This window comes from Shewanella aestuarii (assembly GCF_011765625.1).
Taxonomy (GTDB): Bacteria; Pseudomonadota; Gammaproteobacteria; order Enterobacterales; family Shewanellaceae; genus Shewanella; species Shewanella aestuarii_A.
Map to the genome: position 1 here is coordinate 2,331,453 of NZ_CP050313.1, position 12,305 is coordinate 2,343,757.

Consider the following 12,305-nt stretch of genomic DNA (forward strand, 5'->3'; position numbering starts at 1 on the left):
GCCTGAAGTTAAATTAACTCTATAATCAACTGTTGTATTTTTTCATATCGACTTGCCAGCGGCCGATAACGTTTATGTACCAAATAAAGCGGTTCAAATAATTGAATCGCTTGTTTATCTAAATAGCCGATTTGAATATCTTGTTGCTGGGAAAAACTGCGCACTGCAAACTCAGGTAAAACAGTAAATCCTAACCCACTGGCAACAGGCAATAATATTTGATTGAGCTGATTCACATAACCATTAAGCTTAATCTTATCAGCTTGTTGTTGATATGGATTGAAAAAAGCTTGCGTTATTTGCTGCCAATAATGCTTAGCATCAGGGTGATTAATCATCCCAAGTTTGGCTAAATCATCAAATGTTACTTGCTTAGCAATCGCTTCCCCCCGCACTTTGTTAGGCAATACTAAACATAAAGACTGTTTACCTATCTCTACACTCATGCAATCTGCTTCAGTCACTTGATGAGTTAAAATACCAATATCAATTTTGTTCGCTTGTAAATCCGATAATATTCGCTGATTAGGACCTGCTTCTAAGTGCATCGACAATTGCTGATGCTGTTGTTGAAGGGCAATTAAATGCGGGTATAACAATGCGGCCATCGAGCCAGAACAACCAATTCGACAAGCACCCACAAACGGCTCGTCTAAGGTCATGGTTCGTAATAACTCTTGCTGTTGTGCTTGCTGCAACTTGGCATACTCAAATAAAGCAATACCAGCATCAGTCAACTCAAAGCGCTTACCAATTCGATTAATTAATGCATTATTCACTTGCTGCTCTAGTTTTTTAATATGCTGGCTGACCCCAGGTTGAGTCATAAACAACTTTTCTGCTGTTTGAGTAAAGTGACCCACTTCCACCAGAGTGATAAATGTTGTTAACCATTGCTGATTAATCATTGATAGGCCTCATTAAAATTAGCAATTTCAGGCTAATAATAATTTAATTTTATTAAAAATGGTAAGAATAATAACCAAGTTATGGAAGAGCAGATATGTGATGGAAACAAAACTACACAAATAGAAATATGGGCCAATAAGTTGGCTAAATAAAATACATCTCATAGGCGGAAACGTATAACAGATCATACCTTATATATAGGATTCAATAGCCACAGAATGTGCATCCGCTGAACAATTCATTTTTGGTCACAAATAATCCATTTCTCATATGGAAAGAGGCTTACATAGACACGGTTTTAACATAATGTCCATGTAAACCACTAAAAGCAAAGCAAACAAGCCTAGTTAGTTAAAAATAAATTTACGACTGATTAGGGGTAAAGACTCTTGGTTCAATTTCAATTTGATCTAAACGACCCTTTTCCAATATAGGAAAGCGAATTGGCTTACCAGGAAAGACCTTTTGAACCACAGAATCTTTTACCACAACGACTCCATTAACCAACACATAAGGCATGCCGGTAGTCGGGATTGCGCCTTTTCCTGGTTCATAAGTAGAGTTATCTCTAACGGTATCAGGATTAAACACGACGATATCCGCGTCCATACCTTCTTGCATACGTCCTTTAGTTTTAAAGTGAGGGATACCCGCCAATTCATCAAAATATTTAGCATGTAGGTAACTCATCTTTGAAATAGCTTCCATTAAAGACATATTTTTATCTTCACGCACCATACGCAACACTTTGGCACGAGTTCCTGCACTGCGTGGGTGAACAGACTTGCCCTCATACGAGGAATCCCAAGGGTAGTATTCAAGGTTTTCATCTAAGATAGCCATACCATCAGAAACGATAACCACACCTGGCTGAGCGATCCATTTGGCGATATCTTCAGGTGGATTGTTATAAATCACAATCGCTCTGCCTGGGTCGTTTTTGCGAACGTCCTCATACATGGCTTTATCCCAGCGAGTGCCATCCAAGTTTGCAACATTTGAATAGGTGATCCCCATTTGAGCCATACTTGACTCGGTTAGAATATCAGTAGCTGCAATCGTTGAGCCCGCCGCATAAGGATAAACCTCACCCCATACCTTGGCACCTCGTTTTTCTCTTGCATCATTTATCATAGGAATAGTGTATTCCCAATCCATGTTACTATTAAGGTGTGAAGCCATGAACGGTGCATCTAATACCATGGCATTAGCTAGCATTTCTTGGACCCCTAATTGCCCCTCTGTGGGCGGACGAATGCCAGCAAAGCGGACATGTCCATTGGTAACTCGGCCGTATTTAGCAGCTAACTCTTGATATTTATACAATTCGTATTGAGTAACACCTGTTGTCATATAACCGACCGGGACCCCTACACCTAAAGCACCTTGACGAAGCCCTTCGTCAACATAGCTCATAATCTGGGTCATTTGCTCTTTGTTAGGTAATGTCGATGACCACCCCGGCTTTCGCCCTTCTTTTTGAGCTTTTGCCGCTGCAGCACCAACGGTATGAGCGAACAATCCACCCATATCATTTCCTAAAGCCGCTATTTCAGGCCCATCTAACACCGAAACTCGGGCTAGCGTTGCCAGCACTACCATTCCGTAGTTGCTCTGAGTTTTTCCTTCCGCATCGGCATACCATTTAGCGATATCGCCAGCTCCCGATTCAAAATCCATCATGGTGGTTAAACCATCACGTAAATTCACTTTGCGACTAAATGGATCGGTTGCATGCTGATGTCCCTCAATAAAGCCTGGGGCAACAACATGATTTTTGGCATCAATTACCTGCTTACCTTTTATCTCATCCTTTGTAATAACAACAATTTTGCCATCTTTAACACCGACGTTACGTACGCCGTCAAAGTTAGTTTCAGGGTCCATCACCCTGCCATTGTTTATAACAACATCGTATGTTTCTGATACTGCAGAGAACGATAAAGCAGTCCCTAACACTGCCATTAAACTGAGTGTGGTCAGCTTAATTTTAGTTTGAAATTTCATTTTCATAATTAAATCCCTTAAATATATATTGCTAATAAATCAATAAATTAAAACATTTTTGACGTTGTAAAACTTCAGAACACCTTAAAAAACCATAACTAGCTGGTTGTTAAACATCATATTTTTGCCCAATCACTTATGGATTATGACGTTAATTTCACTTCTGTTTATCGATTGCTTATTGTGGATTTCTAGAGCATAAATTATAGCCAGTCAAATATTAAATATGAAATATGAAATATGAAATATGAAATATGAAATATGAAATATGAAATATGAAATATGAAATATGAAATATGAAATATGAAATATGAAATATGAAATATGAAATATGAAATATGAAATATGAAATATGAAATATGAAATATGAAATATGAAATATGAAATATGAAATATGAAATATGAAATATGAAATATGAAATATGAAATATGAAACGTAACAAAGTGAACTCATCATAATGCACGAGAGGCTGACCGAGAAAAATATCATACAAAACGTTAGAAACTTAATCACAATCCTACCGCTGGCCATTACATAGGGCAGTTTTAACCACGGTAAAGTACCCAATTTCGATACCAAGGTATCCTTGGATGGCAGGATTGAGATCGCAGTTGAAGCGACACAAGGATAATATGCTGACGACATATTTTCGATAGTGCTATTACATCAAGTATTAATTAAAAGCGAGTAATAGAAAAATGGATACTTGTAATCTCGATATAAACAAGATTTTTAACTAAACTAAATGTCTAAATAGGTCTTTCATGTAAATGTTAAACTTTAACTCCGCGGATGCGTTTGAATCTTGTATTATTTCAATCTAATGTGTTAGAAAATAGTTACTTATATTTTGTAGTTTTGATAGTATTTATCCCAAGACAAATTTATTCGTTAACTATCTGAAAATATGATTTTTTCAGAAGTAAATCCGATACATTTTTATTTAAGGTGTTAGTAAAATGATCAAAACCTTAGGTGTAACCCTCGCCAGCTTACTTGTTTGCAATGTCGCAATGGCTGAACAAAATGAAGAGCTGGTATTCAAAAGCGTTGCCAAAGATGTGAAGGTTTTTGAGCAATATGGTTTAAATGATGATATCCCTAAGCTGGGTATGAGCTCTATGAGCCAAGGTGAAAATCTTGTTGAGCATGCTTTTCGTTCAACTGAATATGAAGGTGAAGTTAAAACGTCTGAAATATTTTTGGTTCAAAGCACTGATACAAAGGGGAATATTGATTTAAGAATTAAATACGACCCTTCTAAACTAGATGAAGATGAAGATGTTATTAGTCGCATTGAAGAAGTAACTAAAACTGAATATTTACTTCGAAAATATGCCGAAAGCATGGACAGATCCACCTTAAAAGTTGCTGAAAAAGCGAATGGTGAAGTCGAAATACGTTTTAACTACTCCAAATACCAGCTCCCCCAGAACATTGCCTACTTCCGTTTTATGCAGGTTGCACTAACGGCAAAAGAGGGTAAAGCGATCAAAATGGTGATATCTAACAGTCAGCCTTTTGTCCACAATGATCTTAACGTTACCGATTTTAATCAAATCACTTACTTTGATTATTTAGATAACGGTAAAGTTTATATTAAGGAAAAAGTTGAGACTGTCACTGGCACTAAAAAACGTAAACCGATAACACTAAAAACAACGGTTAAAACCATTGCATTATATGATAACCAAAATGCTGTTGAAGTGATTGATGCGGACTTACTAGCTCAGGTATCAGACCCACGTATTCGTGAAGAAAAAGTGAATATTAATAGACCACTACCATTAATGGCTGATTTAGTGCGTCGACAAGGTATTGATGTACCACTCCCATATGGTTTCTCGGTAGCCATGCGCCGACAAGATATGGATGTACCTTTTACATCTTTTGACATTATGGGGATCAACCTAGATGAGTTTTTTGACCCTGCAACAACAACTGGCGTAGTAACAGCAGATAGTCTTAGCTTTCGAGCTGACGTTAACATTTTGCCCTTTTGGAACCTCTATGCCATATATGGCAAAATCAAAGTTGATGCATCAATAGCTGCTGATTACACTGGTAATATCCGCAATGTACTCATTGACAAATTAGGATCTGAATTCAAAGCTGATTTAGCCTGTGCGCTAGCAGAAAAAGCGGGCTTGCCTATTTGTTCACCAGCGGAATTTGATATTCCATTAGAACTTGATTACGACGTAGTGGGTGTGGGTACAACATTATCCGTAGGCTATCGTGAGTTTTTCGCCTCGGTTAACGCAACCTACTCGAGCACTAAATTACGTGGTCAAGATTGGGGAGACGGTATTATAACCGCGCAACCCATGCTTGGTTATCAATTCGTTGATTATCGCGCCCAAGTATTTGTAGGTGCTGAATATCAAGGCCTTAAAGCTAACATGACAGGTAATTTAGGTTATATTGATGAATTAGAACGAGACTTTACCTTTGATGTAGGCGTAAAGTTAAATCAGTGGGCTTATCTTATTGGTTTTAACAAACAAATAGGCAAACACTACAATATCAGTGCTCTTTATAATAAAGGTGAAACCCGCAGCGCATACACACTGAATTTTGGGTATAGGTTCTAATTTAAGCAATACATCACAGCTTAAATATCAGAAGTTTATCAAGCATTTTGGGTTAGATTTTTTAAACCCATAATAAAAAAAGCTCAAGTTTTATGACTTGAGCTTTTTTTATTTTTTGCCTCTATTGATACACTGTTAATTCAATATTATCGATAACAGTTATATCAGAATGAAGACGATTAAAACGGCATTTTCATGCCTGGTGGTAATTGCATACCGCCTGTGACTTCCGCCATTTTAGCCTTTTGGTTTTCTTCAACTCGACGAGCAGCGTCATTGCATGCTGCAGCAATCAAGTCTTCTAACATCTCTTTATCTTCTTCCACCATTAGGCTAGGATCAATTTCTACACGACGTACATTGTGTGAACCTGTCATAGTCACTTTGACAAGACCTGCACCGGCTTCGCCAGTTAACTCCATGCGGGCAATCTCTTCCTGCATTTTAGCCATTTTGTCTTGCATCATTTGGGCTTGCTTCATCAAATTGCCCATACCACCTTTTCCAAACATAATTATTGTCTCTTTATCTAAGTGATTAACTGTGTTGCTGTCGCCGAAATTGGCATAATCTTACTGAATTTAATTAAATTAGCAAATCCATAAACTAAATTTGCGAAACAGCTAACTGATTTGATTTATATTGAAAACCTTTGTATTGATTACGTCATCTACATTCATATGGCTCAGTTTAGTCTTGCAGGAATTTGCTCGGCAACACCGGTGAGTTGCTCTGCAGGATAAACAACCGAATCTTGATCTAATTGAGCAGCTAAATGATTAATCATCCACTGAATATTGCTGTCAGTTAAAATAGATTGCTGCGCTTGTTGCAATAATTCGCGATGGAAACGCTTACGTAATTCTAACGGAGTCTCCCGTGAAGGATTTTGGCCAATTTCAACCTCCACCTGAATATCAGTTCCAAGATAGTTAGATAATGCATCTTGTAACTGTTCAATTGCAACTTCAGCACTGAGGTGCTTTTGATCAGGCTTTAGCAACAATTTGAGCGGACTTTCAATGGCTTCACATAATGAATTAACGCCCAATTGCCTAACACGACCTCCTACTTTCACCTCAGCCATAATTTTATACCAATCTAAATCTAGCTGATTGCCAGTAATTTGATGGACTGTGGTGCTAAGGCTTGTCTGGGCACTAACTTCAAGCTGTTTATTCTCAATTGGTGCTGGTTGAACTGGAGCTAAATCGTTAACATGCGCAGTTTTAGACGATGCTAATAAAGATTGAGCATCTTGTTCTTGCTGCTGAATTTCCGCTTCTGACGGAGCTTCCCATGGTGGTCTATCGTAAGATTCATTCTTAGTATTAACAGATTCATTTGGCTCAATATTAATTGGTTTAACCGTAGTGAATACGCTATCAGTTTGCAACGCTACACTGGCTGGCTCTTGCTCAATTATTGGTGTCGGTTGGAAAGCATCAACAGATAACAAATCATTCGTTAAAGGTGCTTTTAAATGATTTTCACTCGCCAATGGCCCTTGATTCGCCTGCTGCTTTAGTTGATCTGTAAGATCTTCTTTGGCTAGATCTGATGTTGATGGCTGTTGCTTTAACTCTGACTTTTGAGGCGCTAACGGTGACGAAGCCGTTTTATTAGAGCTTGGTTTAATACTCGTTTCATCACCTGATTTGAGCGCATTCACATCTGCAAGTAACGCATTACGACTAGCGATTACCCTATCCAAAATATCATCTAATGGATCTTCATCGCTTTGGTTATGCTCTGTCTTTACATCAGCTGAACTTGACTGTGGTATAACAGGCTGCTGACTCTCTGTTGCTACAATCGTATCGCTGCTTTCTTGCTGCGTATATGCAACATAATCGTCAAAATAATCTTGATTGTCTTGCTCATCATCAATAAATGATAAGCTCATCTCATTGTAATCTTGATAATCATTGTCTGCACCTGAAGCGGATGCTGCAAATAGGGCTTCTGAAAGATTATCATTACCATGATGACTCTCATTATTTTGCGCTTTGCCCGAAGAACTCAACAAATCGACTTGATTTGCTAAACTGGCATTATCTGTGGACTTATCATTAAGCGCCATTTGAGCATTTTCGCTTGAATGAACATCAGGAACAGATGGCGCTTCGGCCACAGCTGAAGTTTGTTCAGGGCTATCATCTAATCTCGGCTCTGCTTGGTAACCTAAGCTTTGCGCTTGACTGAGTAAAATAGCCTGCTGAGCAACAAGTTCGCTGTTGTCATCATCGTTATTATCTTCAGTATGTTGGGCTACTCTTGTTTCAGTAGCATCATCTTGATTAACGATAAGATCTTGATTGGCGCTTAGCGCGTTCTCAATCGTATCGGTAGTATTAGCAACTGTATCTAGCGGATTGCCGTGGCTAACAGCCCTATCAACTATCGACTTTGGGCGAGTCTCAATGACCTCTTGCTTAGTTAAAGCGGTTGAGTGTTGAAGCGAGTTCTCAGCCGGAGATGATTCAATCTTGTCTAAATCAACTTTCGCAGGTGTTTGCGTGACCCAACGTTTGGTTTGTTTTTCTGGCACAAAAGCCACAGCACGTAATAACGCCATTTCAAGCCCTGACTTAGGATCTGGTGCAAAAGGCAAATCTTTACGGCCTGCTAGTAGCATTTGGTAATAGAGTTGAACTTGCTCAGGCGCTAATTGCTGGGCAAAGGCTAAAATTTGTTCGCTATATAAGGAGGCTTGCGCTGCTGATGGCGCAAATTGTGTTAAGGTAATTTGGTGAAGCAATTCTAATAAACTGCGCAATACCTCTTGAGCATCAGCACCAAACGCTAATACCTTGGACACAGTTTGCATTAATGGTGCAATATCGGCGTCACATAATGCTTTTAATAGCGCAATAACCTGTTTTTCATCAATACTACCTAGCATTGATTGTACTTGCTGAAACATGACTTGCCCTGAGCCAAACGCAATCGCTTGATCCGTTAAACTTAGCGCATCCCGCATACTGCCATTAGCTGCTTTTGCTAATAACGTCAGTGCTTGTGGTTCATGGGGCAATTGTTCTTGGGTTAATACAAAGTCTAATTGCTTAGCAATTTCATCTTGAGAAAGACTTTTTAAATTAAATTGCAGACAACGGGATAATACTGTGACAGGCAATTTTTGCGGATCTGTAGTCGCTAATAAAAATTTAACATGCTCAGGTGGCTCTTCAAGGGTTTTAAGTAATGCATTAAAACTGCTTCGAGAAAGCATATGCACTTCATCAATGAGGTACACTTTATATCGACCACGAGATGGACGATATTGCACATTGTCGAGCAACTCACGAGTATCGTCTACCTTAGTGCGAGAAGCGGCATCGACTTCAATAAGGTCGACAAAACGCCCTTGAGCAATCTCTTCACAGCTTGAACATACCCCACAAGGATTTGCTGTAACACCTTGCTCACAGTTCAATCCTTTAGCAAATAAGCGAGCTAAACTGGTTTTACCCACACCACGAGTGCCAGTAAATAAATAAGCATGATGTAAACGTTGCTGACTTAATGCGTTTGTCAGTGCCAATAGCACATGCGACTGACCAACCATTTGCTCAAATTTGGCAGGGCGCCATTTGCGGGCTAACACCTGATAAGACATGCAATTCCCCAAGCTAAAACTGTTCGGGAAGTGTTCCCGTTGATTAAATGAAACAATAGCATGCAATAAGTTTGCAGGCTATTGTTTGGCATTTATTAGCTGGCTTTATCAACAGTTTTATGAACTGCTGTTAGAAATTAATCCCGTTGATTACTCGCCCTCAAACTCACATAAACTAAGGACTTCAATGCCCATAGCTTGTAAACGTTTTTCACCGCCAATCTCAGGTAGATTAATGATAAAAGCCGCATGTTCAACCTGACCACCTAATTGACGAATTAACTTAACCGTTGCTTCAATCGTGCCACCTGTTGCCAATAAGTCATCAATCACTAACACTTTATCGTTAGCATTGATGGCATCAGTATGAATTTCTAAGGTGTCAGTACCATATTCTAAATCATAAGTTTGCGCGATCGTTTCCCGTGGTAATTTACCCGGCTTACGCACAGGAACAAAACCAATGCCTAACTCAAGTGCCAAAGGGGCACCAAACAGAAAACCACGCGCTTCAGTACCGACTACCTTGGTAAAGCCTTTCGATTGGTATTGAGCCACTAATAAAGCAATAGTCGCTTTATAAGCGTCAGCATCTTCCAATAGACTGGTCACATCACGAAACATAATGCCTGGTTTTGGATAGTCAGGAATGGTTTTAATGCTCTGCTTAATTAAAGCGAGACTGTCTTTATTCATCATAATGAAAACTCTTTGAAAGTGAATACAATAAAAAAGTCCCGACAGGGACTCATTTCATTTGGAAAACGATCTTATGCCTGTTAGTCCATGCTTGCAACATTTACGACATTATTCTGTTAACTCTGGGATCTGCCACAAATAAACTAATAATCCACACAGCATGCAAAACAACATGACTTTAACCCATAGTAAGGGAACCACCGCAATGCTGATAGCAAAGCTTAAAGTTGTCATTATCATCGCTCGGCGTTTTAAGGTTTTGTTAAGTGCCCTTTTGGTTTGCCAATCGGTCAATGCCTTGGCAAACCATGGATGTGTCATCAACCAATGGTGTAAACGATCACTAGAACGTGCAAAGCAATATGCTGCTAATAAAATAAACGGCACTGTTGGCAGTAATGGCACTACAATGCCAATAATCCCAAGTAGTAAACTCGTTAAGCCAATAATTAAATAAACACCGCGTTTTAAAAGCATCAAAACCTCAAAAGAAAAACCACTCATATGAGTGGCTTTATGCACTTAGCGCTAGTTTATCTTAAAAATACATTTAAATTAAGCCGGCAAATTTTAACCAAGTAAGGCTTGCTGGAAGCGTTGGAATAAGTAAAACACAAATAAAACCAATTAAATAAAAAACATTGAATGGATCTTTAAACGGCTCGCTCATAATACTTCCTAGGGCAATTAGACTTGTAAGAATCAATTTGTGCACTCGTTAACATGGCAACGCTAATCAAATGCGCCACATGTGAACCAGATCACATCGCGCGCATTCTACTTTGTTCGTTTTAGAATAAAAACCCTAAATATTTTAAGGGAATATCATTTTTGGTTTTCGTTGATTATGATAATGGTTTAACAATGATGTTTTTTTCGACCATCTGCGTCAGCATTTGTACACAGCCTTGGCTTAATACATCACTTTGCATAGTTGGATAAAGCTGCGTTAACCAGCTCACTATGTCATCAAAATAAAGGCGTTGTTGTTGCTGTGTATACTGGTCAATTAATGCTAACACTTGAGCAGTTAATGGGTTTAATTGTAAAAAAGCTACCTCATCTTGTGTGTCTCGGTATACACAAAAAAATTGCGGTGTTGCAGGCGGTTCAATAGGTTGATACTCAATACTAATATGCTGCACATCAAACTGGTATTGCGCGACTTTAGCACAGGCTGACAGCTGTAATGGCACTTGAGTAATGTCATTAATAGTCATCAATGTTTGTGTTTTAGCATCTTGGACTGTGGCAACAATCAACTCTAACCACTCATAGTGGGCAAGCTCTAACAAAAATGCGGGATCAGAATCTTTTACTTGATACTCTTGTTGTAAAAATACTAAAAACTCCCCCGCTATTTCGACAAATATGGGCGTTTGACAATCATGTTGAGCAAAAAATGTTTGTACCAAAGCTAACCAATCTTGTTCAGCGTAAACGCTTTTTAATACTGGAAATGCACTAGAGACAAAGCCATTAACATTATTAAAAAACAACTCACGATAAATGGTCATTCTTCTTGGTTCAATGCCTTCAGGTAAAGGATGACTAGGATCACGAATATAATCCATAAACCCTTGTTGAACTTGCTTAAACTCCATTATGCAAACCTCGCACTTAAGGCTTGTTGAGCTTGCTGCTGATAAGAGTGAATTTGGTTGATTTCTTTTAGTAACTCAGTGGTTGCCGGAATATTAAAATCACGTTCCAACAAGGTGGGATGAACACCATGTAATTGATAACATTGCTGTAATAGTGACCAAACTGGATCAATAATATCAGCACCATGTGTATCGACCATTAAATCGATATCCTCTTGATAATGACCCGCTATATGTAAATATGCGATTCGCTCTGTTGGCATTGCTGCTAAAAACGCTTGCGGATCATATTGATGGTTAATCGAATTGACATAGATATTATTCACGTCCAGCAATAATTTGCAGTCAGCTTCATTTAAAACAGCATTAACAAATTCTTGCTCGGTCATTTGAGCACTTGGCGCAGCATAAAATGACACGTTTTCTAAAATAAATGGCCGCTCTAAAATATCTTCCACTTGCTTTATTCGTTTAGCCACATGCATAACGGCATCGTCAGTAAATGGGATCGGCATTAAGTCATACATGTGCCCCTTGCCTGAGCAATAGCTTAAATGCTCTGAATAAATGGCTATTTGATGGGTATCTAAAAAGGTTTTGATATTTTTAACAAATTGAGTGTCTAACTCTTCAGGGCTACCGATAGAAAGCGACAGACCATGACAAAAAAATGGATGCTGCTCCGTTAATTGCTTAAACTGTCGCCCAAATTTACCACCCAGTGTCATCCAATTTTCAGGCGCAACCTCAAAAAACTCGATTTCCCTAGGCGTAGTTTGGCAAAACTCATCTAACATTTCTCGACGAAGTCCAAGCCCAACGTTAGGCATATTTCCTTGGCGGCCTGACAACAACTCAACTGACGACAT

The 12,305-nt window shown here is 38.8% G+C and carries 9 protein-coding genes; 1 reads left to right on the forward strand and 8 read right to left on the reverse strand.

Translation table 11 applies throughout. The features are described 5' to 3' along the window. Nucleotides 1–8 precede the first annotated feature (8 nt). Together HBH39_RS10435 and HBH39_RS10440 are read right to left on the reverse strand one after the other, a co-directional pair. Nucleotides 9–908: a LysR family transcriptional regulator gene (locus HBH39_RS10435; protein WP_167678028.1), complete on the reverse strand. Its 900-nt coding sequence runs from the start codon at nt 906–908 to the stop codon at nt 9–11. Between the two features lie 364 nt (nt 909–1,272). Then, entirely contained in the window at nt 1,273–2,922 is a 1,650-nt protein-coding gene (locus tag HBH39_RS10440; protein ID WP_167678030.1) for an amidohydrolase family protein, read from the reverse strand. A 954-nt stretch (nt 2,923–3,876) separates the two neighbouring features. Between HBH39_RS10440 and HBH39_RS10445 the strand changes: the two genes are divergently transcribed. Further along, nucleotides 3,877–5,511 (forward strand): hypothetical protein, encoded by a 1,635-nt coding sequence (locus HBH39_RS10445; protein WP_167678032.1) that lies wholly within the window; start codon nt 3,877–3,879, stop codon nt 5,509–5,511. 179 nt (nt 5,512–5,690) lie between these two features. Here HBH39_RS10445 and HBH39_RS10450 read toward each other — a convergent pair whose 3' ends face one another. From HBH39_RS10450 to HBH39_RS10475, 6 genes are all read right to left on the reverse strand, one after another. Then, a complete protein-coding gene (locus HBH39_RS10450; protein ID WP_167678034.1) occupies nt 5,691–6,023 on the reverse strand; it encodes a YbaB/EbfC family nucleoid-associated protein in 333 nt (110 codons plus the stop codon). Nucleotides 6,024–6,196: 173 nt separating this feature from the next. After that, on the reverse strand, nt 6,197–9,133 hold the full coding sequence (gene dnaX, locus HBH39_RS10455) for a DNA polymerase III subunit gamma/tau (protein ID WP_167678036.1): 2,937 nt from the start codon (nt 9,131–9,133) through the stop codon (nt 6,197–6,199). Between the two features lie 150 nt (nt 9,134–9,283). After that, a complete protein-coding gene (apt, locus tag HBH39_RS10460) occupies nt 9,284–9,835 on the reverse strand; it encodes an adenine phosphoribosyltransferase (protein ID WP_208764214.1) in 552 nt (183 codons plus the stop codon). Between the two features lie 105 nt (nt 9,836–9,940). Continuing rightward, the gene (locus tag HBH39_RS10465; protein WP_167680048.1) at nt 9,941–10,309 is read right to left on the reverse strand and encodes a YbaN family protein; all 369 of its coding nucleotides are present in this window, start codon (nt 10,307–10,309) and stop codon (nt 9,941–9,943) included. A 368-nt stretch (nt 10,310–10,677) separates the two neighbouring features. Beyond that, on the reverse strand, nt 10,678–11,436 hold the full coding sequence (locus HBH39_RS10470) for an HvfC family RiPP maturation protein (RefSeq protein ID WP_167678038.1): 759 nt from the start codon (nt 11,434–11,436) through the stop codon (nt 10,678–10,680). Beyond that, complete coding sequence (locus HBH39_RS10475; protein WP_432280110.1) at nt 11,436–12,305, reverse strand: HvfB family MNIO-type RiPP peptide maturase; 870 nt, start codon at nt 12,303–12,305, stop codon at nt 11,436–11,438. The genes HBH39_RS10470 and HBH39_RS10475 overlap by 1 nt, the downstream gene beginning before the upstream one ends.

Excerpts from the sequence above, each read along its gene's own strand:
- HBH39_RS10435 (WP_167678028.1), bottom strand. The coding sequence starts at position 908 with ATGATTAATCAGCAATGGTTAACAACATTTATCACTCTGGTGGAAGTG.
- HBH39_RS10440 (WP_167678030.1), bottom strand. The coding sequence starts at position 2,922 with ATGAAAATGAAATTTCAAACTAAAATTAAGCTGACCACACTCAGTTTA.
- HBH39_RS10445 (WP_167678032.1), top strand. The coding sequence starts at position 3,877 with ATGATCAAAACCTTAGGTGTAACCCTCGCCAGCTTACTTGTTTGCAAT.
- HBH39_RS10450 (WP_167678034.1), bottom strand. The coding sequence starts at position 6,023 with ATGTTTGGAAAAGGTGGTATGGGCAATTTGATGAAGCAAGCCCAAATG.
- dnaX (WP_167678036.1), bottom strand. The coding sequence starts at position 9,133 with ATGTCTTATCAGGTGTTAGCCCGCAAATGGCGCCCTGCCAAATTTGAG.
- HBH39_RS10465 (WP_167680048.1), bottom strand. The coding sequence starts at position 10,309 with ATGCTTTTAAAACGCGGTGTTTATTTAATTATTGGCTTAACGAGTTTA.
- HBH39_RS10470 (WP_167678038.1), bottom strand. The coding sequence starts at position 11,436 with ATGGAGTTTAAGCAAGTTCAACAAGGGTTTATGGATTATATTCGTGAT.
- HBH39_RS10475 (WP_432280110.1), bottom strand. The coding sequence starts at position 12,305 with ATGTCGTCAGTTGAGTTGTTGTCAGGCCGCCAAGGAAATATGCCTAAC.